Genomic DNA, 23,252 nt, shown 5'->3' with positions numbered 1-23,252 from the left:
ACTGCTCAGCGACAAGCTCCGGCATCGCCGAACCGCCTGGGTGCGCGTGGCGTGACCAGGCGGTTCGGACCGGTCGTTGCCAATGACCGCATCGATTTCGACGCCAGGCGCGGCACGGTGCACGCGATCGTCGGCGGCAACGGAGCCGGCAAGTCCACATTGATGCGCATTCTTCAGGGCCTCGACCGGCCGGATGGGGGCAGCGTTCTCGTGGACGGGCAGCCCGTCACATTCGCCGGTCCGGCCGATGCGTTCGATCACGGGATCGGCATGGTCCACCAGGAGTTCATGCTCGTTCCCGGCCTGACCCTGCTCGAGAATCTCGTCCTGTCGCACGAACCGACCGACCGGCTGGGAAGGATAGACCGCGCACAGGCCCTCCGAGCCGCCCGCGAACTCGAACGCGAAGCGGGCGTCGCGCTCGACTGGGACATGATCGTCGACAACGCGCCGGTCCACGTTCGCCAGATCGTCGAGATCCTGCGCCTGCTCTATCGCGGCGCGGACGTGCTGATCCTCGACGAGCCAACCGCCGTCCTCGCACCTGCCCAGGTGCGGGAACTGGTTTCCCTGCTGCGCAAGCTACGTGACGAAGGCCGCACCATCATCTTCATAAGCCACAAGCTGGATGAAGTAATGGATGTGGCCGACGACATCACCGTCATCCGCAACGGCCGGAAGGTGGCGAGCCTTCCATCGTCGGAGGCCAGCAAGGATATCCTCGCCGAAATGATGATCGGCGAGGTGCTCACCCAGCCAAAGGCCCGGGACGGAAAAGCCGGGCCTGTGATCCTAGAGATCAAGAGTCTCACGGCGCGGGATGTGGCAGGCAACGAACGGCTACGCGATCTCGATCTCGCGGTGCATGCCGGGGAGATCGTGGGGATCGCCGGCATTGCCGGAAATGGACAGGACGAGTTGGCTCTCGCGATCACCGGCCTCGGTGAAGTGAGCGCCGGGAAAATCAGCCTTGGCGGTACCGACGTCACGCAGCTTTCGCTGACGGAGCGTCGCAGGCGGGGTCTTTCCTACCTGAGCCCCGACCGGGCAGCCGAAGGGCTCTGCCTTTCCGCACCGATCCGCGAGAATGCGATCGCCGGCCACCATCGCTGGCCCGAGTTCTGCGGTTCCGGCGTCCTCAAGCGCAAGGCGATCGCGCGCCATGTGGACGACCTTCTCGACCGCTACAACGTCAAGCGCGCTTCGTCCGACCTGCCGGCGGGAAGCCTGTCGGGCGGCAACCAGCAGCGTGTCGCCGTTGCGCGCGAACTCGACGGCGATCCAAAATTCCTTTTGGCCTGCCAGCCGACGCGCGGCGTGGACATCCATGGCATCGCCTTCATCCACCAGTGCCTGCTCGACTTTCGCGATCGCGGCGGCGCCATCCTGGTCATCTCGGAAGAACTCGAGGAACTGATCGCATTGTCCGATCGCATCGTCGTCCTCTATGGGGGTCGCCGTTCGGGCGAGGTGACGCGCTCCTCCGCGAGGATCGAGCAGATCGGCCGCCTGATGCTGGGCAGCACGGCATGAGCACTCCCGCGGTCGCAGCATCCGGCGGGGTCGCGCGCGGGCTGGCGGGCGCCCTTCTCCCCCTCCTCATCGCCGTTCTGGCCGCCGCGGTCATTCTGGCACTGGCAGGCCACAATCCGTTCGACGTCTACAGGCTCCTCGCGATCGAATCCTTCGGCGGCGTCAAGCGGATCGCAGCCACCCTCGCCGCCTCTACTCCGTTAATACTGACCGGGCTGGCGACGGCCATCGCCTTCCGCGCCGGCGCCTTCAATGTCGGGGTGGAAGGCTGCGTCTTCGTCGGCGGCCTGGCCGCCGCCTATGTGGGATTCACATTCGTGGGGCTGCCCGCGGCGGTTCTCGTCCCGTTCGCTCTGGCCGCTTCGGTGGTGATCGGGGCGCTGTGGATGCTGCTTCCCGGCGTACTGAAGGCGCGGCTGGATGTGGATGAAGTCGTCACGACGCTGATGCTCAACTTCATCGCGATCAGCCTGACGGCCTATCTTGTGAACGGACCGCTGCTCGCGCCGGGTTCCGCAAATTCCGCGACGCCCATGGTCGACGCGGCCGCGCGCCTTCCCAAGCTGATGCCGCCATCCACCCTGAACGCAGGCTTCCTGATAGCAATCGCGCTGCTCGTCCTCTATTGGCTGTGGGATCGAAGCACGGCCTCGGGTTTCGAGACGCGCATCGCCGGCCTCAACGCGCGCTTCGCGATCGCGTCCGGTATCGATGTTCCCATGCTGATCATCAAAATGATGCTTCTCTCGGGCGCCATTGGCGGCATCGCCGGCGGCATCCACGCGCTCGGCACCGTCGGCCGCTTTGTGTCCGGCTTCTCGCCCGGATACGGCTTCACCGGCATTGCCGTCGCCCTGCTCGGACGCGGTTCGGCGGTCGGCATCCTTCTCGCCGCCATCCTGTTCGGAGCGCTCGCGACGTCGGGGGCGACGATCCAGCTCTTCTCCGACGTTCCGATCGAAATCGTGAACGTGCTGCAGGGCATGGTGATGATCTTCGCCGTGGCGCGGTTCGGCTGGATCTTCGCACGCAGGAAACCTGCGGCATGATCGACAATATCATCCACGCGGCGATCGTCATGACGACGCCACTGCTGCTCGCAGCCCTTGGCGGCCTGATCAACCGCGTCGGCGGCATCGTCAACATCGGCCTGGATTCCATGATGCTGGCAGGCGCGCTGGTCGGCTTGATCGTTGCGTCCGAAAGCGGCAGCTGGATGGCGGCGCTCGTCGGCGCCGCGGCCATCGGCGCCTTGCTCGGCCTCCTGATGTCCCTGGCGGTGACCCGTCTGGAGGCGAACGAGATCATCGTCGGCCTGGGCTTCAACATCGCCGTCGCGGGGCTGGTGCGTTTCTTCCTCAAATCGGCCTACGGAACCTCGGGCACGCTCAACCTACCCGACGTCGCCCGCCTGCCGGAGATCGTCATCCCGGGTGTGGCAGACGTGCCGATCCTCGGCGCCGTGCTGTCCGGACATGATCCTCTCACCTGGGCTGCGTGGATCATGGTTCCGGCGACCGCCTGGTTCCTTCGCCGCGTCCGGCTCGGGCTGCGCTTGCGCGCGGCGGGAGCTGCGCCTCAGGCGGCACGCGCCCTCGGACTGGCGCCCCTTGCCCTGCGCGATGCCTCGACCGTTTTCGCCGGCGCGATGTCCGGACTTGCCGGGGCCTACCTATCGATCGGCGTTGTCGGGATATTCAACGAGGGCATCACCGCGGGCCGAGGCTTCATTGCACTCGCCGCTTTCTATTTCGGCCGCAGTCACCCTTGGCCGACTGCGCTCGGCGCGCTCCTGTTTGGCTTCTTCGATGCCTTCCAGATCAGGATGCAGGGCCGTGGCGTGCCGGCCGAACTGGTGCAGATACTCCCCTACGCCATGGTCATCGTCGTTCTGACCGCGATGGCCATCACAATGCGCCGTTCGCGCGCGAGAGGAAGGTCGTGATGGCCAAACCGGACAAGACCGCGCTCATCCTGGTGGATGTGATCAACTCCTTCTTCGAGGTCGGACACCCCAATCATTATCCTGGCGTCGAGGACGTGCTCGAACCCATGCGCGCCCTGCGGGATGCCGCGCGCCGATCCGGCGCGATCGTGGTTCATGCCGTCGAGCGGCACCGGAAGGGGTTCGAGGATTTCGAGTGGCGCAAGCTGCCGATCCACCATCTGGAAGGAGCTCACGACGCGGCGTTCTTCGACGACTTCGCCCCGCACGGGCCGAACGAAACCGTGGTCTACAAGCGCCGCTTCAGCGCCTTCTTCGCGACCGACCTCGCGCTCTTCCTGCACGAGCAGAATGTCACCCGCGTCGTCATCGCGGGCGTCAAGACCAACGTCTGCATTCGAGCCACGGCGCAGGACGCCTTTGCCAGCGGTTTCGAACCGGTCGTTCCGCGCGAAGCGACCAACTCCAACCGGCCGCATCTCGCGGAAGCCTCGCTCGAGGACATCGACCGCTACATGGGCCGTGTCGTCCCTCTTGATGAGGCAGTGGAGCTGTTGTCGTGAACGCAACGGTCGCCATCACGGGATATGCGAGCCTCGATCACGTCGCGATGCTCGACTCCGTGCCGACCCCAGGCCGGACGTCGACGATCGTCTCGCGAAGCGAGGACGCCTGGCCGCGGCTTGGCGGCAGTCCCGCCTATGTCGCCGCCGCGCTGGTGGCCGGGGGGATCGTCAACGCCGTTCCGGTCAGCTGGGTTGGCGACGATCAGGCTGGTGAGCATTACGTCGAACAGCTCCGATCCAGGCACATTCCGACGGGCGGTGTAGAGATAGTCTCCGGCGCGCGGACGCCCATGGCCATTCTTGCCTACGATCCGCATGGAGGCTGTTCCTGCCTTTACGAACCGGGCATGCCGGCGGACCTGACGCTCTCCGCGGCGCAGACCCGGCTTATCGTGGAAGCCGGCTGGCTTTGCGTCACGATCGGCCCGATCGGAGCCACGAAAGCGGCGCTGGAGGCACTCCGGCCGGAAACCAAGCTCGCCTGGATCGTCAAGAATGATCCGCGTGCGTTGCCACCGGATCTCGCCTCCCGGCTCGCCCTGCGCGCGGACCTGGTCTTCCACAGCCAGGCCGAGAAGGGATTTCTCGCCACCGCGCATGCCGGCGCATCGAACATCCGCGCCGGGCAGATCGTCCTCGAGACCCAAGGCCGTGGCGGCGCCGTCCTGAAGCGGAACGGCGTCATGACGAGCGTGTCCACCTCACCCATCGAATGCTCCGACCCGACCGGCGCGGGCGACACCTTTGCCGGCGGCGTGATCGCGGCTCTGGCCAAGGGAGAGACGGACATGCGCGCTGTGGTGGAGGCCGGTCATCGCGCGGCCGGCGCCCTGTTGGGCGCGCGGCAGACAAACCTCATGGAAAGTGCCTAGCATGACGAAAGAAGAAACATCGGATCGCGCCTGGTATATCGGCGTCGGCCGCGAGGACGTGGGCGACGCCGCCATCCTGATCGGCGATCCAGCGCGGATCGCGCGCATTGCCGATCACCTGGAGGATCCAGTCTTCCTGCCGGAGAACCGGGGCCTGCGCACGGTGACAGGCGTGCGGGCAGGCCGGCGCGTTACGGCCACGGCCTTCGGTATGGGAGCGCCGATCGCCACGATCGTGCTGCACGAGCTCTACGCACTCGGCATTCGCACCTTCCTGAGGATCGGCACGGCCATGGCCATTCCACCCGCTGCGGTCGGAGAGTTCGTGCTGGCAGACGGCGCGCTTCGCGCGGATGGAACCTCCGATACCTACGCCCCGCTCGGATATCCGGCCATAGCCGACTTCGCCCTGAACACCGCGCTGCGCAAGCGGCTTGGCGAAGGCTCGCGTCGTTGGCACGCCGGCATCTTCGGCACCTATGACGGCTTCTATACCGAGATGTTCGGGCTTTCCGGCGCGCGGCGCGAGATGATCGGCAGCCTGAAGAAGGACATCGAGCGCATGGGGCTGATCGGCACCGACATGGAGACGTCCGCCTTGCTGGTCGCCGCGCGGGTTCTAGGCGCGCGCGCCTCCACTCTCTGCGTTGCCACCGTCGACGCGCACACGCAGGTAAAGATCGGCGAGAGCGCCATGGCCGAAGCCGAGGTCGAACTGTTCGAAGTCGCGCTCGACACGCTCGCGGCGCTGCCGGCCTGATCATCTCCAGGAACATTCAGAAGAAGGAACGCGAAATGTCATCCTCGCTCCTCGATCGCTATTTCGGATCCCTCGCCGAACGGCTGGAGACAGTCCGCAGCACGCAAGCCGAAGCAATCGCGCAGGCTGCCGAGCACAGCGCCGCCAGCATCGCCTCCGGAAAGCTCGTCTTCACCTTCGGGACAGGCCACGGCGCACTGCCGGCGCTGGAGACCTTCCCGCGCACCGGCACGGTCGTCGGCTTCCGGCCGATCGTCGAGAGCACGATGATCTCGTTCCACCACGTGTGGGGCGACATGGGCGCGCGGCAGTATCGCTTCATCCATGCCCAGGAGGGCTACGGCAAGGCCATCATGCGGTCGCACCAGGTCGATCCCGCCGACACGATGATCCTCTTCTCCCATTCCGGCATCAACGCCGTGATCATGGACATCGCTCTGGAATGCAGGGAACGCGGGATGAAGGTGGTCGGCGTCACGTCCATTCCCCACTCGTCCAGCACACCCTCCCGCCACTCGTCCGGCAAGCGGCTCTTCGAAGTCGCCGACGTCGTGATCGACACCGGCATACCCAAGGCCGACGCCGCCCTCGAGATCGACGGGCTGGAGCATCCCGTCGGAGCGAGTTCGACCAGCGTCACCATCGCGATCGCGCACGCGATCGTCTCCCTGACCGCCGAGAAGCTCGTCGAGCGCGGCGTCAAACCCTACGTGATGGTCAACCCGAACACGACCGGCAAGGAAGCCGCGAACCGCCAGAACGACGAGAACTACGAAGAACTGTGGCGGCGGCTGAAGGCACGGTGAGCGAGATGGAACGCAGACTCTACATCGACGGCGCATGGGTCGACGCGGGCGACGGCCGGCAGGTCGTCATCAACGATCCGGCGACGGGCGGGAAGGTCGGAACGAGTGCGATTGCCGATCGCGCCGACGTCGATCACGCCGTTGCCGCGGCTGGAAAGGCGCTCGCCGGCTGGGCCGAGACCCATGCCGACCAGCGCGCGCGCATCCTGCACAGGGCAGCCGATCTCATTGCGGAGCGAGTCGATGCCATCGCAAATCTGCTGACGCGCGAACAGGGCAAGCCAGTCCCCGACTCGAAGAAGGAGATCCTGTTTGGCGTCGAGGTGATCCGCTACTACGCGGAGGAAGGGCGCCGCCTCGGCGGAACGATACGCCCTTCGGCGAGGTCCGACATCCGCAGCCTCGTCACCACGGCGCCCGTCGGCGTCGTCGGTGGCATCGTCCCGTGGAACTATCCCGTCGATCTCTATGCCTGGAAGGTCGGACCGGTGCTTGCGGCCGGCTGCACGCTGGTGGTGAAACCGCCGCACGAGACGCCGCTCGCGATCGGACAGGTCGTCCAGTGTTTCGCCGACGCGGGTCTGCCGGCGGGCGTACTGAACGACATCCCCGGCACGGGACCGGAAGTCGGAGCCGCGTTGGCCGAGCACCCGGACATCCGCATGATCACCGCGACGGCATCGGTCCCGGCCGGTCAATCCATCATGCGCGCGGCCGCGTCAAACCTGAAGCGCCTTTCGCTGGAACTCGGCGGTCAGTGCCCCTTCATCGTCCTGGACGACGCCGATCCCGTGGAGGCCGCTGCAGCGGCAGCGCGACGGTCTTTCTCCAACATGGGCCAGATCTGCATTGCGGTGAATCGGATCCTGGTGTCGCGTGGAATTCACAAGGCCTTCGCGGAGGCGCTCTCCGAAGAGACCCGCAAGATCAGGCTGGGTCACGGCGTTGAACCGGGTGTTCTCTATGGTCCCGTTCTGAATGAGAGTGTCCGGACGCGAGTGAGGAACCATCTCTCCGACGCCGTCCGGCGTGGAGGAAAAGTTCTCGCTGGCGGGCACGCACCCGACGGCGATAGCTACGACAAAGGCTACTTCTTCGAACCGACCTTGGTCGACGACGTGCCCGACGATGCGCTCGCCCTCACCGAGGAAACCTTCGGACCCCTCGCCGCGATCCGTCCGGTCGAGAACGACGCCGAAGCCCTGCGGGTCGCGAACGCCCTCCCTTTCGGTCTCGCTGCCTATGTGTATTCCGGCGATCTCGAACGAGCCTGGAGCATGGCGGAGCGGATCGAAGCGGGAGCCGTGGGCGTGAACGTCAACGACACCAGCGAGCTTCAGGCCCCCTTCGGCGGCTGGAAGATGAGCGGGATCGGCCGCGAACTTGGACGCGAAGGTATCGAGGCTTTCCGCGAATCCAAACACATCAAGATGCGCGTTCGTGACCGCCAATCCGTATGAAATTGCTGACGTCTGCCGTACCGAAGGGTTAACGGCAGTCATGTTTGATCCCGGAATTTGATGGTGCACTCTTGTCCCAGGAATGGTGGGGATGCACTTTGGCCAGGTTCTACACGGCGATCCGTCGAGCGATACTGCATAGTCAAGAGAGCCTGAGAGCCTTGGCGTAGCGCTACCGCATCAACCAGATGACCGTGGCAAAGTGGAAGAAGCGGTCCTCGGTCCCGATCTGGCGACAAGGCCGAAGGAGCCATACTCAACGGTTCTGTCGCCGGAAGACGAGGCCGTCATCGTTGCCTTTCGCGGGCAACTTTGCTGCCGCTGGAAGACTGCGTCAGTCACGAACAGCGACCACCGCCTCGATCTCGACGGTGATATTGCCTGGCAACGAACCGACACCGACCGCCGACCGGGCGTGCTCGCCACGGACGCCCAATACGTTCACGAAGAGATCGGAGCAGCCATTGATCACAGCGGGATGATCCCCGAACTCCGGCACTGCGTTGACCATTCCGAGCAGCTTGACGACGCGCTTGATGCGGCCTAGGTCGCCAAGAACGCTCTGCATGACGGACAGCAGATTGATGCCGGTGATCCTGGCATGGTCATACGCCTCCTCTACAGTGATATCCGCGCCCACCTTGCCGGTGTGCAGGTACCCATTCGCCTCCCGCGGCCCCTGGCCCGAGAGGAAGATGAGATTGCCTTCGCGCACATGGGTCAGGAAATTCGCGATCGGCGGCGGCGGCGGCGGAATCACGATGCCGAGCCGCGCGAGCCGGTCCTCGGGTGAAGACCCGGGCTCCTTATGATCAACGACACTCATGCAATGCTCCAGTCTAAGACGTTCGGCACCGACCTATTCGTGTCGGAATGATCAGTCGGCATGATGGCAGGCGGCGTCGGCGCCCGAGGCTACGCGGCGTAGCGCTGGACGCTCGGCACGGCAGATGTAGGTCGCGATCGGGCAGCGCGGATGAAAAGTGCAGCCGGACGGAGGATCAAGCGGGCTCGGCACCTCGCCGCGTGGCACCTTGATGCGACGGTGCCGGCGCGCGGGATCGGGCCGCGGCACTGCCTCCATCAGCGTGCGGGTGTAGGGATGGCTCGGCCGACTGTAGATAGCGGCCGTATCGCCGACCTCCACGATCCGGCCCAGATACATGACGGCGACCCGATCGCTGATGTGCTGGACGATGCCGAGGTCGTGGGCGACGAACAGATAGGCGAGACCGAATTCCCTCTGGATGTCCGCCATCAGGTTGACGACCTGCGCCTGGATCGAGACGTCGAGCGCGGAAACCGGCTCGTCAGCCACGATGAGTGACGGGTTCAGCGCCAGCGCACGGGCAATTGCCAGCCGCTGCCGCTGCCCCCCCGAGAACTCGGACGGCACGTTGCTCATCTGGTCCGGCCGAAGGCCGACGCGCGAGAAGAGGTCCGCCACCTTGGCCCTGCGTTCCGAGCGGCCGCCAAGACCGTGAACGATCAGGGGCTCCTCGACGATGTCGCCAGAGCGCTGGCGCGGATCCAGCGAGCCGTTCGGATCCTGGAAGATCATCTGCACCTTGCGCCGCATCGGCCGCATGGCGCGGTGCGAAGCGTGCGCGATGTCGGTGCCGTCGAACAGGACCTGTCCCTCGTCGGGCTCGAGAAGCCTGACGATCATCTTGCCGACGGTCGACTTGCCGCAACCGCTCTCCCCTACCAAGCCCAAAGTCTCGCCCGGCGCGATCGCGAACGAGACATCGTCCACCGCATGCACCGTCGCTGGTCGGCCGCTCATGCCGCGTGGGACGGTGAAGCGCTTGGATATGTTTTTGACGTCCAGCAGCACCGTCATTGCTCCGCCTCCACCGGATACCAGCAGGCTGCGCGGTGACCCGGCGCCATCTCGGCCAGAGGCGGGCGGTCGCGAGAACAACGATCGCGAGCGCGAGGGCAGCGCGGTGCGAAGGCGCAGCCAGGCGGCAGCGCCCACAGCGCGGGAACCATCCCTGGAATCTCGAGAAGCGGCTGGCGCAAATGGGTCCCTGCCGCCTCCGAGACGTGCGGGATCGACCGGAGCAAACCGTTCGTATAGGGGTGGTGCGGCGTAGCGAACAACTGCTCGGTGGTCGCTTCCTCGACGATGCGGCCGGCATACATGACGGCGACGCGATCGGCGGTCTCGGCCACGACCGCCAGATCATGCGTGATCAGGATCGTCGCGGCGCCGACGGAAGCCCGGAGATCGCGGAACGTCTCAAGGATCTGCGCCTGCGTCGTCACGTCGAGCGCCGTCGTCGGCTCGTCTGCAATCAGCACATCGGGATCACAGGCGAGAGCCAGAGCGATCACCACACGCTGGCGCATACCGCCCGACATCTGGTGCGGATAGTCGTCATACCGCCGCCTTGGGTCGGGAATGCGCACCAGTTCGAACAGTTCCTCGACGCGCTGGCGCGCTGCCGTTGCGTTGAGCCCCTTGTGCAGCCGCAACACCTCCGCCACCTGCGGGCCCACGCGGATCGAGGGATTGAGTGAGGTCATCGGCTCCTGGAAGATCAGGCTTATCCGGTTGCCCCGGATCTGCATGAGGCTTGCCTCGGTGGCGCTTGCCAGATCGTCATCGCCAAACAGGATCTGTCCCGAGACGATCTCGGCGATCGGTTCCGGCAGCAGCCGCATGATGGCCAGCGCCGTCATGCTCTTGCCCGAGCCGGATTCTCCAACCAATGCCAGCACCTCGTTGCGCGAAACGTCGAAGGTTAGGTCGCTGACCGCCTCGAAGCTGCGCTCCGCGGTGCTGAGTTCGACGGTCAAACCCTGGACAGAGAGCAGCGGTGTCATCGCAGGTCGGCAGTCTGGCGAAGTGCAGGGATCAGAGCCACCGCGTTGTCGCGCAGAATAGCCCGACGGTCGCCATCCGACAGGTAGTCGCTGTATTTCGTGAAGTAGGTCAGCGACTGGGCGTAGGTGCAGTAGCGATCGACATTGGGCGCGTCCGAGCCCCACAGGAAGCGCCCTGCGCCGAACCGGTCGAGCAACTGGCGAATGTGAACGTGCGCCTGCCGATACGGATACTCCTGCCGTCCACCCCAAGCGATGGGATAAAGGATCTCGGCCGAGACCGGCGCCTCGGTGAGCAGCATGTCGAGGATTGGCGGCAGCGTCAGTCGATCGTTCTCGTCGGAATAGAGAGCGGTCGGGACGCCGTGGACCAGGACGTGCCGAATCCGGGGAAAGCGCTCGACGATGCGCGCAAGGTGCCGCATCTCGTCTTCGTACGTCCCGACCGGTGAATTGCCGGATTGCACCCAGAATACCGGCAGTGCACTCCGCTCCACGAGCGACCAGTAGGGATCGTAGGCGGGATCTGAGTGCAAAGGGTTGTAGCCGCTGCGGAACAAGCCCGTCGTCGTGAAGTAGAAACCTGCCACGCCGAGCCGCCCGATCTCGTCGTCGAGGCGCTCGAGTTCCGCGTCGGTATAGGCGAACGCTTCCTCGACCTGCGCCAGGCCGACGAAGCGGCCGGGATGCGCCTTCGCGGCGGCTGCAAAGTCCTCGGCGAGGTTGCCGTAGATGTGCTCGTTCTGGAGAACCGCGGTCGCCACTCCGGCATAGTCCATGTAGGCGAGCAGCGTTTCGGCCGGCATCTCGAGGCCGCTCATCCACGGCGCGAGGAACTGCACGTATTGATCCTCGCCGTCGACGGTCCACTCATAGCGACCATGCGTGCCGACCCGGAAGTTCACGTCCCGACGACCGGCCGGCGAGGGATCGGTCGGATCCCACAAAGGCCGCTCCGTCACGAGAGAGCGGTCGCGCAACCGGCGATACGGCTGGTTTCCATGCACGTGCATGGAGCGCTGCTGATGGAGGAGATGCGTCGCTACGTCCGGAAAGCCGGCAGCGGTCGCCGCGGGCGGGAAGATGTGGGCGTGACAGTCGATGATGTCGTAGTCCATGATGGTCCGTCAGTTTCTCGAAGCGGGATCGAAGACGTCGCGAAGCCCGTCGCCAAACGCGTTGAAGGCGAGCACGAGGAGCGAAATCGCAATACCGGGCGCGATCACCAGATGCGGGGCGATGGTCAGATATTCGCGGCTGGCACCCAGCATGGTGCCCCATTCCGGAGCCGGCGGCTGGACTCCAAGGCCCAGGAAGCCGAGCGCGGAACCGATCAGCACCGCCTGCCCGGCATTGAGGCTGAGTTCGATGATGATGACCGTGGCGGCATTCGGAAGGATGTGCCGCAGCAGGATGCGCGTATGGCCCATGCCAACGGTGATGGCCGCTGCCACGAAATCCTCCTCGCGCAGTTCGATCACGCGGCCACGCACCAGGCGTGCCAGCGGCGGGATGAAGCTTGCCGTGATTGCAATGGTCAGCCCGGTGGCCGACGCCCCGGCGACCGAGGCGATCGCGATCGCCAGAACGATGTTGGGCACCGTAAGCAGCAGGTCGATGATGCCGGTAACGATGCGATCGGTCAGCCCGCCGAAGTAGCCCGCGATCGAGCCGAGGGCGATGCCACCGATGCCTGCAAAGAAGACCGAGGCCAGAGCAATCGACAGGGTGAACCGCGTCCCCACGATAATGCGCGAAAAGATGTCGCGACCGACATTGTCGGTGCCGAGCAGGTGTGCCTCCGACGGCGCCTCCAGCATCGCAAACAGATCCTGCGCCGTGGGATCATAGGGAGCGATCCGCTCGCCCAACATGGCGAGCGCCGCAAAGCACACGAGGAATGTGGCGCCAAGCCAAAGAAAGAGATTGATCCGGCGCGCTCCGCGGCGCCTTCGGCGGACAATGGCCTCAGGCATAGCGCAGTCTCGGATTGACGAAGCGGTAGATCACCTCGACTGCGATGTTGATGACAAGGAACGACACGACGAAGATCAGGACGATCGCTTGCACCAGGGTGTAGTCGCGAACCGACACCGCCGTCAGCAGCAGGTCGCCTATGCCTGGCCATGCGAACAGGCGCTCGATGACCACCGACCCGCCAAGCAGGTAGCCGGCTTGCAGGCCAATGACGGTGACGGTGGGGATCATGACGTTGCGCAGCACGTGACGACGAAGCGCCAGTCCCTTCGAAAGGCCCTTGGCGCGCGCGGTGCGCACGTAGTCCTTGCGCAGTTCCTCGATCACGACGCCACGCGTCATTCGCGCCAGGAGGGCAATCAGCCGCGCCGCGAGCGCGATCGTCGGTATAACAAGCGAGGCTGGGCCACTGGCACCGAAGCTCGGCAAAACGCCCAGGCCCACCGACAGCCAGGCGATCAGGATCATGCCAAGCCAGAAGTTGGGAATCGCCAGCAGTCCCACCACCGACAGCGAGATCAGGTAGTCCGGCAGCCTGTTGCGGTAGGCAGCGGCCACGACGCCTGCGGGAATGCCGACGACGATCGTGAGCAGGATAGCAGCTGAAGCCAGCGCCAGTGTCGCCGGTAGCCGGTTGAGAACATGCGGGAGCGGATTGCCTCGGAACGTTGTCGAGTAGCCGAAGTCCCCGACAACCAGCCCCGAGACGTGTTTTGCGTATTGCTCGAGAAGCGGCCGATCGAGGCCGAGCTGAACGCGCACGGCCTCGATCTCTGCTTGGGTGGCCGTGGCCCCGGCGACGAAGGCCGCCTCGTCGCCGGGAACGGACTTGAAGATGATAAACAGGATCGTGACGACGCCGAGCACCACCAGTGGGATGGTCGCGAAGCGCTTTGCCAGGAATCCGATCATCGATACGCGCTTCAGGCCTTGGCGGCGTTGCGTAGATTGGTGAAGACGATCGGCATGACGGTCACGCCGGTCACCGGCTTGCGGACGGCAGAGACATTCTCGTTGATCTGCAGCCACAGGTAGGGCGCGTCTGCCCAAACCAGCTCCTGCGCCTTGCCGAGCGCTTCCATGCGCGCCGACTCCTCCGGAGCGCTGTCGGCGACGTTGAGCAGTTCGTCAACCTCGGCGTTGCGATAGCGGCCGATGTTCCAGACGTCGGGCTTGCCCTCGTCGTCGGCGTTGGACTTGAACAGAGAGGCCAGGTGATAGGTGCCCGACGCGTTGGAGGGATTGAAGCCGAACATCGCCAGATCCCATGCCAGGTTTGCCTTGTCCTGCCGCAGGTGGTCCCAGTAGGCGCCCTTCTCGATTTTGGTGATCTGGGCGTCGATGCCGACCTGCTTGAGCGAAGCCGCAACGATCTCCGCGACGGAAACATCGCCCGGAAAAAGGCCCTCCGGTGCGAAGAGCGAGAGGGTGAGCTTGGCGCCATCCTTGGCGAGCACTCCATCTGAACCGGCCGTGTAGCCCGCCTCCGCCAGCAGTGCCTTGGCCTTCTCCTGGTCAAATACGGTCTCGCCGACCGACTTGTGACCGATCGCATCGAAGGCAAGCGGAGAATCCGGCGCCTTGGCGAAGCCGAAGAACACCTTTTCCGCAATGGTGGCGACCGGCACGGCAAGGTTCAGCGCTTTCCGCACCTTGATGTCCGCGAGCGCCGGTCGTGTGAGGTTCATCGCGAGACCGATCGGCCGCAGGCCCGGCTTGCGGACCACATCGACATCCGCGTTGCCTTCGAGCTGGCTGACAAGCTGCACCGGAACTGAGTCGATGACGTCGACAGCTCCGGTAGTGATGGCGTTGATGCGTGTCGCGGGCTCGGCGATGAACTTGAAGACCACGCCGGACGCGCCGGGCTTCTCACCCCAGTAGCCGTCGAAGGCCTTCAGCGTCAGTTCCTGCCCGGCATTGAATGCCTCGACCATGTAAGGGCCCGCGCCGACGGGGTTCTGCGCGAAGCCGTCTTCGCCGAACTTCTCGATCGCGGCCGGCGACACGATGGCGCCGGAACCATGGGCCAGCGTGTTGGGCAGCTGCGCGAACGGGGCGGAGGTTCTGATTACGACGGTCGTATCATCGACCACTTCGGCTCCGGAGATCGGGTTCCAGAGTGGACGGTTGGTCGTGTTGATTTCCTTGTTCATCATCCGCTCGATGTTGAACTTGATCGCTGCTGCATCGCACGGCGTACCGTCATGGAAGGTTACACCACTGCGAAGCTTGATCTCGCACGACTGGAGGTCGTCGCTCATCGTGAACGCCTCCGCCAGCTGCGGCACGATCGTCATGTCGGCATCGAAGTCCAGCAAGCGGTCGAAGATCAACAGCGCCGCCTCGTAGCCGCCCGGATAACCGGTAAAGGCGCCGTGCGCCGGGTCGAGCGTCAGCACGGCCGTGCTCTGTCCGTAGGTGATCACACCGGAAGCGCTCTGCGCGAAGGCGCGTATCGAGCTGACCGGCAGCGTGGAGAGGAGGGCCGCGCCTGCTGCGCCCGTGAGGAAGTGCCTGCGTTTCATGTCGTTTCTCCCATTTTCGTGTTGAGCGCTCTCGGGCGCGGCAAACCTCTGCCGCGTCAGATCCAAAGTTCGTTCCATGTGAAGATCGCCGGCGTGCCGCCGGTGTGCACGAAGACGACCACGTCGTCGGGTTCGAAGCGTCCTTCCTGGATATGCGCGATCAGACCGGCGGCCGCCTTGCCGGTGTAGATAGGATCGAGAATGATTCCTTCAGTGCGCGCAAACAACCGGACGGCCTCGTCGCCGGCATCGCTCGGTATGCCGTAGCCCTTGCCCACGAAGGCTTCGGTGTTGATCACCTCGTCCTCGGCGACCTCGATGTCGAGCCCGAGAGCAGCAATCGTCTCGTTGGCGATCCTGGCGGTGCGGGACGGCAGGTCGAACTCGGCGGTCGCGCAGATCGCCTGCATGGTGAAATCCGCCCCGAGCAACTTCTTCGCCAGCATGATGCCGGCCGAGCCCTTGCCGCTCGAAGACATGTAGAAGTAGTCTGGCTTGAGGTCGCGGGCCGCGAGTTGCTCGATAACCTCGAGCGTCACCTCGAGATAAGCCACTGCCGAAGCAACATCGAACATCGGGTTGTCGTTGAGAATGTGGGGGCGCCCGCCGCTCGTGCGCACCTCCTCGGCCAGACTGTCGAGCATCGCCCGCTGCTCTGGCTGGTCGGCAGCGAAGTGCACGTCCGCTCCGAGCAGATAGTCGACGAGCAGATTGCCCTGGACGTTGTTGGGCCGCCTCCCCTCCAGGACGAGGATTGTCTTCAGGCCGAGCTTGTTGCAGGCGCCGACGGTTTGCCGGGCGGAATTCGACTGCAGGTCGAGCCCGACGATCAACGTGTCCGGGTCGTCCTTCATCGCATGAGCGAGACGGAATTCGAGATTGCGCAGCTTGTTGCCGCCGAGAGCCACCCCCGTAAGGTCATCGCGTTTCACGAAGATGCGCGGCCCGCCGAGCGTCCGCGACAGGTTGCGCGCCTCCTCGAGCGGAGTGTTCTTCAAGGCAATGTCGAGCCGCGGCAGGGTCGCGATCCGCTCGCGGATCTGCTGGTGGCTCATGACCGCCGTCTCATTCATTGCGATAGCCTTCCCCTCTTCCGAAGACATGCTTCGAAAGCGTTAGCGCCATCTGCCGATGCGCCATCCGATGCGCTTTGCTTTAAAATGTCCCGTATACAGGACACTTGTCTTGTGCTAGAGACAACATACCAGCCCCTCCGAATTGCGCAAGAGACAGCTTTCATGAATGCGACTCCGCTTGCCACGAACGAGACGACGCAGCGCCGCGAGCGCAGCGTCGACCGGATTTTGCAGATCCTCGAATTTCTTCATGCGCACGGCGAGGGCATCAGCATCGGCGCGCTTGCCAAGACGCTGAACGCGCCGCGTTCATCGACCTACACTCTGGTCAATGACCTCACCCAGGCCGGTCTGCTCGAGACATCGCCGGACGACGGGCGCATCTTCTTCGGCAAGCGGATGTATCTCTACGGCTTGAACTACATTCGGGAGAACTCGCTCGCCAAGCGCGCGCGCATGGAGGTCGATCGGCTCGCGAAGGAAACCGGCGAAACCAGCGAGTTCTGCATGCTGCAAAACGGGCGCTACACGATCATGCACATGCGGCCGGGCAACAGGCCGTTCAGGATCAGTTCGGCGGTCGGTCTTCAAATCCCTATCCCTTGGACGGCGTCCGGGCGCCTGCTACTCGCTGGCTTCAGCGGCCCCGAAATCGAGGAGTTGATCGCGGACGAGGACTTGATCCTGCCGGATGGACGACGAATCGACATCGATGAGTTCATCGAGGCAATAGGCGCGGCACAGCGTGATGGCTTCTGCCTGACCAAGGGCTTGGTCGATGCGGTCACCCAGTGCCTGGCCGCACCCATCTATGGCGCAGATGGAAAGGTCGAGGCCACGATTTGTCTCGTGCTGCCCGTAGACCTCTCGGAAGACCAGACCGCAGTCCTGCGAGAGCGACTGCTGGAAAGTGGACGGAAGCTCTCCTCGCGATAGATCCTCCGGTGAGGCTGCAGCCGACCGCAGAGAGGGAGTATCGATGATGTGATGTTCCCAACGATCGGCATCACCGTACCGGGTCGGCTTTAGGCGCTTGCGGGAAGCGCCAACTCTTCCACCATGGCTAGCTTCTGAAACGCAAAGCGACCTCTTGCGAAGTTGTAGGATGACAGTATGATCCGACCTCAGAACGGAGAGTCGATCTTGCTCGCTGCCGCCGCCACCACCACCATCGAGAGCCTTTGCGCCGATCTCGAAGGATCAATGGGCGGAGCCGGCGTGCTCGTGAAGTCGGAAGACAAGGTCGGCTTTCTGACAGACTGGTCGGGCGACTTGATCGGAAATGCCGTAGCGGTGGTGAGACCTCGCTCGATCGCGGAGGTTCAGGAGTGCGTGGAAATCTGCCGCCGGCACGGAATCGGCGTCGTGCCCCAAGGCGGGAACTCGGGGCTGGTCGGCGGTGGGTTCCCGCCTGCCGGAAGCCGGGAAATGGTGATCATCAATCTCTCTCGGCTGAACGCGATCCGCCGGGCCGACGCGGCTAATGCGACTCTCGAATTGGACGCCGGCTGCACACTCCAGAAGGCGAAGGACGCGGCACATGCGACCGGCCTGCAGTTTCCGCTCGCGCTCGGAGCACAGGGAAGTTGCCAGATCGGTGGCAATGCGGCCACCAATGCTGGTGGTGTCAACGTGCTGCGCTTCGGCATGGCGCGCGAACTGATCCTTGGACTTGAAGCGGTGCTTCCCGACGGATCGTTGTGGAGTTCAATGCGTGGCCTTCGAAAGGACAATCGTGGCTACGACTTGAAACAGCTCTTCATCGGATCCGAAGGCACGCTGGGAATCATCACTGGGCTCTGCCTCAAATTGCATCCAAGACCCGCTAGAATCGAAACCGCGTATGCCGGCGTCGGCTCCATCGAGGATGCCATGACGATCAGCGCTCTGGCGCGATGCGAACTCTCTGAACTCGTCACTGCCTTCGAACTCATAGGCACCGAATGCCTTCCGCTGGCGCGGCTTATCGACAAGGGGCTGACCTCGCCCGTCTCATCGGTCTATCCCTTCCACCTGTTGATCGAGCTTTCTTGCGGAAAGCGCCTGGACGGCCGAGCCCTTTTGGAGGGCTTTCTGGCCGACATGCTTGCGCGAGGCCTCATCGGAGATGCCGTAGTGGCGCAGAGCGAGCGGCAGGCGCGCAGCTTTTGGGCCATTAGGGAAGGCCTCGTTGAAGGACAGGCGCGACGCGGCTATCACGTGCGCAGCGACGTCTCGGTCAGGCTCGGTGATGTGCCGGCCTTCGTTGCCGCGGCGCGAGCTTTCGCCGCGCGCGACTGGCCCGACTGGACGCCGCAGGTCTATGGCCATGCCGGCGACGGAAACATCCATTTCAATCTCCTGCCGCCGCTCGGGATGCACCGCCGAGATGCACTGGAACTCGGCCTGCGCATCACCGAAAGCCTCTTTGCGATCGTCGAAGACTTCAAAGGCTCGATCAGCGCGGAGCATGGCATCGGCAGAGCGCGGATAGGAGCCTTCTGGGAAGGGCTGGGCGAGGTGGAGCGGCGGACGATGCGCGCGATAAAGAACACCCTTGATCCGCACGATCTGATGAATCCGGGATGTCTAATCCCGGTCCTAGAGGAGCAGGAATGAGAGAACGATCCAGCAGCATCGGTGTCTTCGAGGCGCTTCCCGGGCGTGTTGCTTCCCTGCTGTCCCGGGAGATCCAGACCGGAGGTTTCAAGCCAGGCCATCGGCTGCCGACCGAGCAGCAACTCGCCGACCGATTCGGCGTCAGTCGCAATGTCGTGCGCGAAGCCGTCGCGCAATTGCGCGCCGACGGGGTCATCGAGGCGCGCCAGGGCGTCGGCGCCTTCGTGCTCGCACCCGAGCAGCGGGCCGCGATCCGCATCGACCGCGATACGCTTATGGACGGCGACAACATGGAGCGGCTGTTCGAGCTGCGCTGCATCCTGGAAGCGGAGGCGGCGGGGCTGGCCGCCGAGCGACGCACGTCGGAACATCTCGTAGCCATCAAGACCGCGCTCGACCGCATGAGCGGGGAAGAGCGATGGGAAGACGGAAGTATCGAAGCGGACCTAGCCTTTCATCGGGAAATCGCGCGCGCAACCGGCAACAGCTACATCCACACCTTCATCTCCTTCATCTGTGAGCAGATTCGGCGTTCAATCCACTATGCGCGCGCGGTGAACCCCCTTCACGATCTGGTGGAAGTGAATGTCGGCGAGCACGTGCTGATCTACGAGGCGCTGGTCGCCGGCGATGCGGACGCCGCCGCGGACGCCATGCGCAGCCACATCGTCGGCGCAGCCGAGCGTGTCGGCGTGCGCTTGAAGAACACCAGAAGCAACCAGGAAACGCGGAGTGGCCGTCCATGACTTTCGGAACCGAGCAGCGCATCTCCGACATCTGCCTGCTGGTGGAGGATATTCAGCGCACGGTCGATTTCTATGTCGACAAGCTTGGCTTCCGGCTGCGCCGCCGGGCCGAAGGGTTCGCGGATTTCCACGGGGTGGGTGTCACCCTCGCCGCCTGGGAGATCGACCACATCAACCGCCACACCGGTGTATCCAACGCGCGCGCTCCACGCTCCGCCCACAAGGCGTGCGTGGCGGTAAATCTCGCATCGCCCGACGATATCGACCGGATCCACGGAGAGCTGTCGGCGAAAGGCATCCCCTTCTACGGGCCGCCGGCCGACTACGTCTGGAACGCGCGATGCGCCTATTTCACCGATCCCGATGGCACACTCTGGGAGCTCTACGCCTGGCTCGACGGCGGCCCCGGCGACTATCACGACGAACAGCCGTGACCCACACCGCCGGACGTGGGACCGGCGGGACGCAACAATGACAAAGGGGAAAGATCATGACAGGACATTTCGACCACCGCATCGACCGCAGGACCCTCCTCAAATCCGGCGCGGCGGCAGGCCTTCTCGCCGTTGCGCCGGGCATCCAGCTTCTCTCCGCGACATCCGCGAGGGCCGCTGCCAAGCTTGTCATCCAGTATGACTGGCTGATGTCGAACGGCCAGATCGGCGACATCGCTGCATTGAAGAACGGCTACTTCGAGGACGCCGGCTTCGAGGTCGCGTTTAGCCCCGGCGGACCGAACTCGGCGACCGTGCCGCCGGTGATCTCGGGCTCGGCGCAACTCGGACAATTTTCCGAAACACCCCAGCTCTTCGCCGCCCGTGCGAGCGGTGTGCCCGTCCGCATCATCGCCTGCGGCTTCCGCACCGGCCCCTATGCGCTGACCTCCAAGCCAGGCAAGCCGATCAATGGCGTGGCCGACCTGAAGGGCAAGACGATCGGCATCCAGCCGACGGCACGCTTCCTGATGGACGCCATCCTGTCCAAGAACGGCATAGCGCCCGCCGACGTGAACGTCATCAATGTCGGTTTTGACAAGGGGCCGCTGGTGCGCGGCGAGGTGGACGCCATCGGTGGATGGATCACCAACACCCAGGCGCTCTCTGTCGTCGGCGAGGATCGCGTCGATCTCCTCGTGCGCGACCTTGGTCTGGAGTCCTACGCCAACGTCTACTTCGCCACCGACGGCGCGATCGACAGCGACGCCGAGAGGCTGGCGAAGTTCATTGGCGCGGTGGCTAAAGGCTGGGGCTGGGTGCACGCCAACCCGCAGGAAGCCGTCAAGACGATGGTCGGCGCCTATCCGGAAATGGATCTCGGCTGGGAGCAGAAGACGATCGACCTGATCCTCAAGCTCGCCTTCGACGAGAACACCGCCGCCGAGGGATGGGGCACGTTCAGCCCGGACTCGCTCGACAGCCAACTGTCGCTGCTCGACAAGGTCGGCCAGTATCCGAATGGTCGACCGAAGACCGAGGACGTTTACACCACAGCGATCCTCGACCTGACGGCCGACAGCCGGCCGAAGCTCGCCGCGCCCGGCGCCTGAGCCGATGCCGCAAGCCGTCCGGACGGTCGGTCTCGACGTAGGCTATCCGACGGGAAAAACCCCCGTCACCGTCATCACCGGCCTCGACCTCACCGTCGAGGCCGGTTCCTTCTTGTCGATCCTCGGCCCCTCGGGGTGCGGCAAGTCGACCCTGCTTCGCGTGGTGGCGGACCTCCTGCCGCCGCTCTCCGGAACCGTCGAGGTGCTCGGCGAAACCGCCGCCGCCGTGCGCAGCAGGCGCGACGTCGCCTTCGTCTTCCAGGATTCCACCTTGCTGCCGTGGCGCTCGGTCAGGGAAAACGTCTGTCTGCCGCTCCAGGTCGGACGGGCGAGCCTGACACGCGCCATCTCCGACCAGAGCGAAGCCCTGCTCGACCTCATGGGTCTGTCCGGCTTTGGCGACCGCTATCCCAACCAGCTGTCCGGTGGTCAGCGGCAACGCGTCGCGATCGCCCGGGCGCTGATGGGTGAGCCCAAGCTGCTCCTCATGGACGAGCCGTTCGGTGCGCTCGACGAGATCACCCGCGACCGCCTGAACGACGAACTGCTCAACCTCTGGCGACGGACGGGAACGACGATCCTATTCGTCACGCACTCGATCGCCGAGGCGGCCTATCTCGGAGAGCGCGTCATCGTGCTCGCCGCCAACCCCGGGCGTATCTGTCTCGACCGCGACTTGAAGCCCATCAAGCAATCACAAAACCGCTGCACCCGCGAGGACCCCGCCCTGGTCGCCGCGATGGCGGAACTGCGCGCCGCGCTGGCGGAGGCATCGTGACACCGCTCCCGCCCCTTGCCCGGACCGTGCTGCCCGTCGCGGGAGCCGCCTCGCTCGTCGTCGCCTGGCAATTTCTCCTGCCGATGGCCGGCGTTCCCGCCTACATCGTGCCGACGCCGACCGCGGTCTTTGCCGTGCTGGCACGCGACGCGGCTCTCCTGTCGGGCCACTTCTGGCCGACCGCCATCGAAGCCGGCGCCGGCTTCCTGATCGGCAACCTCGCCGCCATCCTGCTGGCGGTCGTCTTCGTTCACAGCCGCGTGCTGCAGGCGGCATATTTTCCGGTCGTGCTGTTCTTCAACACGATCCCGGTGCTGGCGCTCTCGCCCATCATCATACTGATCTTCGGGCTTGGAATGACGCCCAAGATCGTCATCGCAGCGGTGATCTGCTTCTTCCCCACGCTGATCAACATGATCAGGGGCCTGGATTCGGCGGGGATTAACGAGCACGAACTGTTCCGCATGCTGTCGGCGAGCCGCTGGGAGGTATTCTGGCGCCTGCGCCTACCTCGCTCCATGCCGCTGCTCTTCTCCTCGCTCCGGATCAGTTCGGCAACAGCCGTCATCGGTGCGATCGTCGGCGAATGGATCGGCTCCGACAAGGGGCTCGGCGCGCTGATAATCCAGGCGACCTTCAACTACCAGTCCGACCGCCTGTATGCCGCGATCGTGCTGTCCTCCCTGCTGGCTATCGGCATCTTCGCCATGGTCGTGACGGCCGAGAGGCTCGTCGTCCGGGAGCCATGATCCCAAGGGGACTCTGTCCCCCGCCTTCAAGTGTGGAGTGTACTCACACTGCCTGCAAAGGCGGGTCGGCGGCGAGATCGAAGCCCCGGATCACCTCGACCAGCCGCTTCGTCTTTTCGAAGTCGAAGACCTGCCGCCGCACCTCCGGGGCCTTGTCGATGGACGGGCTTTCGTCCAGCAGTCCAGGATCCATCGCGCCTTTCTCGGTCAGATGTTCGATCACCATGTCGATTAACTCGATCTGTTCCGCCGTCGCCAAACGGCGGCGACGCAGGCCGTAATCGAACAACTCGCAAGAGCAAATCGGGAACGTCGTGTGTAAAACCTGCGGTAAAGCCACCGCCTCGAAGCGAGGCCGGTTTGCAACCAACCCGTTGATGCGAAAGCTGGAGCGGGTGAAGGGAATCGAACCCTCGTATGCAGCTTGGGAAGCTCAGGTTTCTTCACCCTTTTCAATGATACATAAGTAAAACTGAGATC

At 64.4% G+C, this 23,252-nt stretch carries 24 protein-coding genes and 1 pseudogene; 16 read left to right on the top strand and 9 right to left on the bottom strand.

Translation table 11 applies throughout. The features are described 5' to 3' along the window. Positions 1 to 51 precede the first annotated feature (51 nt). The 9 genes and pseudogenes from ABGN05_RS02010 to ABGN05_RS01970 all read left to right on the top strand — a co-directional run. A complete protein-coding gene (locus tag ABGN05_RS02010; protein ID WP_367952317.1) occupies positions 52 to 1,533 on the top strand; it encodes an ABC transporter ATP-binding protein in 1,482 nt (493 codons plus the stop codon). Then, positions 1,530 to 2,582, top strand: a complete 1,053-nt coding sequence (locus tag ABGN05_RS02005; RefSeq protein ID WP_367952316.1) for an ABC transporter permease — start codon at positions 1,530 to 1,532, stop codon at positions 2,580 to 2,582. The genes ABGN05_RS02010 and ABGN05_RS02005 overlap by 4 nt, the downstream gene beginning before the upstream one ends. Beyond that, positions 2,579 to 3,478: an ABC transporter permease gene (locus ABGN05_RS02000; RefSeq protein ID WP_367952315.1), complete on the top strand. Its 900-nt coding sequence runs from the start codon at positions 2,579 to 2,581 to the stop codon at positions 3,476 to 3,478. The genes ABGN05_RS02005 and ABGN05_RS02000 overlap by 4 nt, the downstream gene beginning before the upstream one ends. Beyond that, positions 3,478 to 4,041: a cysteine hydrolase family protein gene (locus tag ABGN05_RS01995; RefSeq protein WP_367952314.1), complete on the top strand. Its 564-nt coding sequence runs from the start codon at positions 3,478 to 3,480 to the stop codon at positions 4,039 to 4,041. Before ABGN05_RS02000 ends, ABGN05_RS01995 begins: the two co-directional genes overlap by 1 nt. Then, the gene (locus ABGN05_RS01990) at positions 4,038 to 4,916 is read left to right on the top strand and encodes a carbohydrate kinase family protein (protein ID WP_367952313.1); all 879 of its coding nucleotides are present in this window, start codon (positions 4,038 to 4,040) and stop codon (positions 4,914 to 4,916) included. Before ABGN05_RS01995 ends, ABGN05_RS01990 begins: the two co-directional genes overlap by 4 nt. A 1-nt stretch (position 4,917) precedes the next feature. Further along, positions 4,918 to 5,676: a nucleoside phosphorylase gene (locus ABGN05_RS01985; protein WP_367952311.1), complete on the top strand. Its 759-nt coding sequence runs from the start codon at positions 4,918 to 4,920 to the stop codon at positions 5,674 to 5,676. Positions 5,677 to 5,711: 35 nt separating this feature from the next. After that, positions 5,712 to 6,482, top strand: a complete 771-nt coding sequence (locus ABGN05_RS01980) for a sugar isomerase domain-containing protein (RefSeq protein WP_367952310.1) — start codon at positions 5,712 to 5,714, stop codon at positions 6,480 to 6,482. Positions 6,483 to 6,487: 5 nt separating this feature from the next. After that, positions 6,488 to 7,942: an aldehyde dehydrogenase family protein gene (locus ABGN05_RS01975; protein WP_367952309.1), complete on the top strand. Its 1,455-nt coding sequence runs from the start codon at positions 6,488 to 6,490 to the stop codon at positions 7,940 to 7,942. Between the two features lie 98 nt (positions 7,943 to 8,040). After that, a pseudogene (locus ABGN05_RS01970) lies at positions 8,041 to 8,314 on the top strand (IS481 family transposase); the annotation flags it as partial. Here the strand turns inward: ABGN05_RS01970 and ABGN05_RS01965 are convergent. From ABGN05_RS01965 to ABGN05_RS01930, 8 genes are read right to left on the bottom strand one after another with little or no spacing between them, the layout of a single operon-like run. Next, a complete protein-coding gene (locus ABGN05_RS01965) occupies positions 8,277 to 8,768 on the bottom strand; it encodes a RidA family protein (RefSeq protein ID WP_367952308.1) in 492 nt (163 codons plus the stop codon). The pseudogene ABGN05_RS01970 and the gene ABGN05_RS01965 sit on opposite strands and share 38 nt — an antisense overlap. 51 nt (positions 8,769 to 8,819) lie before the next feature. After that, positions 8,820 to 9,785, bottom strand: coding sequence for an ABC transporter ATP-binding protein (locus ABGN05_RS01960; RefSeq protein WP_367952307.1), 966 nt, complete (start codon positions 9,783 to 9,785; stop codon positions 8,820 to 8,822). Further along, positions 9,782 to 10,774, bottom strand: coding sequence for an ABC transporter ATP-binding protein (locus ABGN05_RS01955; protein ID WP_367952306.1), 993 nt, complete (start codon positions 10,772 to 10,774; stop codon positions 9,782 to 9,784). Before ABGN05_RS01955 ends, ABGN05_RS01960 begins: the two co-directional genes overlap by 4 nt. Next, positions 10,771 to 11,892 (bottom strand): amidohydrolase family protein, encoded by a 1,122-nt coding sequence (locus ABGN05_RS01950; RefSeq protein ID WP_367952305.1) that lies wholly within the window; start codon positions 11,890 to 11,892, stop codon positions 10,771 to 10,773. Before ABGN05_RS01950 ends, ABGN05_RS01955 begins: the two co-directional genes overlap by 4 nt. A 9-nt stretch (positions 11,893 to 11,901) precedes the next feature. Next, the gene (locus tag ABGN05_RS01945; protein ID WP_367952304.1) at positions 11,902 to 12,750 is read right to left on the bottom strand and encodes an ABC transporter permease; all 849 of its coding nucleotides are present in this window, start codon (positions 12,748 to 12,750) and stop codon (positions 11,902 to 11,904) included. Further along, on the bottom strand, positions 12,743 to 13,663 hold the full coding sequence (locus ABGN05_RS01940; RefSeq protein ID WP_367952303.1) for an ABC transporter permease: 921 nt from the start codon (positions 13,661 to 13,663) through the stop codon (positions 12,743 to 12,745). The genes ABGN05_RS01945 and ABGN05_RS01940 overlap by 8 nt, the downstream gene beginning before the upstream one ends. A gap of 11 nt (positions 13,664 to 13,674) precedes the next feature. Further along, positions 13,675 to 15,279, bottom strand: a complete 1,605-nt coding sequence (locus ABGN05_RS01935; protein WP_367952302.1) for an ABC transporter substrate-binding protein — start codon at positions 15,277 to 15,279, stop codon at positions 13,675 to 13,677. A 56-nt stretch (positions 15,280 to 15,335) separates the two neighbouring features. Further along, on the bottom strand, positions 15,336 to 16,352 hold the full coding sequence (locus ABGN05_RS01930; protein WP_367952301.1) for a pyridoxal-phosphate dependent enzyme: 1,017 nt from the start codon (positions 16,350 to 16,352) through the stop codon (positions 15,336 to 15,338). Here ABGN05_RS01930 and ABGN05_RS01925 point away from each other — a divergent pair. The 7 genes from ABGN05_RS01925 to ABGN05_RS01895 all read left to right on the top strand — a co-directional run bounded on the left by ABGN05_RS01925 (position 16,326) and on the right by ABGN05_RS01895 (position 22,772). Then, entirely contained in the window at positions 16,326 to 17,291 is a 966-nt protein-coding gene (locus ABGN05_RS01925) for an IclR family transcriptional regulator (RefSeq protein WP_367952300.1), read from the top strand. The genes ABGN05_RS01930 and ABGN05_RS01925 overlap by 27 nt on opposite strands. 207 nt (positions 17,292 to 17,498) lie before the next feature. Further along, positions 17,499 to 18,953, top strand: a complete 1,455-nt coding sequence (locus tag ABGN05_RS01920) for an FAD-binding oxidoreductase (RefSeq protein ID WP_367952299.1) — start codon at positions 17,499 to 17,501, stop codon at positions 18,951 to 18,953. Further along, complete coding sequence (locus ABGN05_RS01915) at positions 18,950 to 19,699, top strand: FadR/GntR family transcriptional regulator (RefSeq protein ID WP_367952298.1); 750 nt, start codon at positions 18,950 to 18,952, stop codon at positions 19,697 to 19,699. Before ABGN05_RS01920 ends, ABGN05_RS01915 begins: the two co-directional genes overlap by 4 nt. Next, positions 19,696 to 20,133: a VOC family protein gene (locus ABGN05_RS01910; RefSeq protein ID WP_367952297.1), complete on the top strand. Its 438-nt coding sequence runs from the start codon at positions 19,696 to 19,698 to the stop codon at positions 20,131 to 20,133. Before ABGN05_RS01915 ends, ABGN05_RS01910 begins: the two co-directional genes overlap by 4 nt. Before the next feature lie 56 nt (positions 20,134 to 20,189). Next, entirely contained in the window at positions 20,190 to 21,245 is a 1,056-nt protein-coding gene (locus ABGN05_RS01905; protein ID WP_367952296.1) for an ABC transporter substrate-binding protein, read from the top strand. A 4-nt stretch (positions 21,246 to 21,249) separates the two neighbouring features. Next, positions 21,250 to 22,023, top strand: coding sequence for an ABC transporter ATP-binding protein (locus ABGN05_RS01900; RefSeq protein ID WP_367952295.1), 774 nt, complete (start codon positions 21,250 to 21,252; stop codon positions 22,021 to 22,023). Beyond that, positions 22,020 to 22,772 (top strand): ABC transporter permease, encoded by a 753-nt coding sequence (locus ABGN05_RS01895; protein WP_367952294.1) that lies wholly within the window; start codon positions 22,020 to 22,022, stop codon positions 22,770 to 22,772. The genes ABGN05_RS01900 and ABGN05_RS01895 overlap by 4 nt, the downstream gene beginning before the upstream one ends. A 43-nt stretch (positions 22,773 to 22,815) precedes the next feature. On the opposite strand, the gene ABGN05_RS01890 is transcribed toward ABGN05_RS01895, so the two are convergent. Then, positions 22,816 to 23,112 carry a type I restriction-modification enzyme R subunit C-terminal domain-containing protein gene (locus ABGN05_RS01890; protein WP_367952293.1) on the bottom strand — a complete coding sequence of 99 codons (297 nt, stop codon included), beginning with the start codon at positions 23,110 to 23,112 and terminating at the stop codon, positions 22,816 to 22,818. Between the last annotated feature and the right edge of the window lie 140 nt (positions 23,113 to 23,252).

Source organism: Aquibium pacificum (assembly GCF_040839445.1).
GTDB classification, from domain to species: domain Bacteria; phylum Pseudomonadota; class Alphaproteobacteria; order Rhizobiales; family Rhizobiaceae; genus Aquibium; species Aquibium pacificus.
This window is presented reverse-complemented; position numbering and strand designations above follow the sequence as displayed.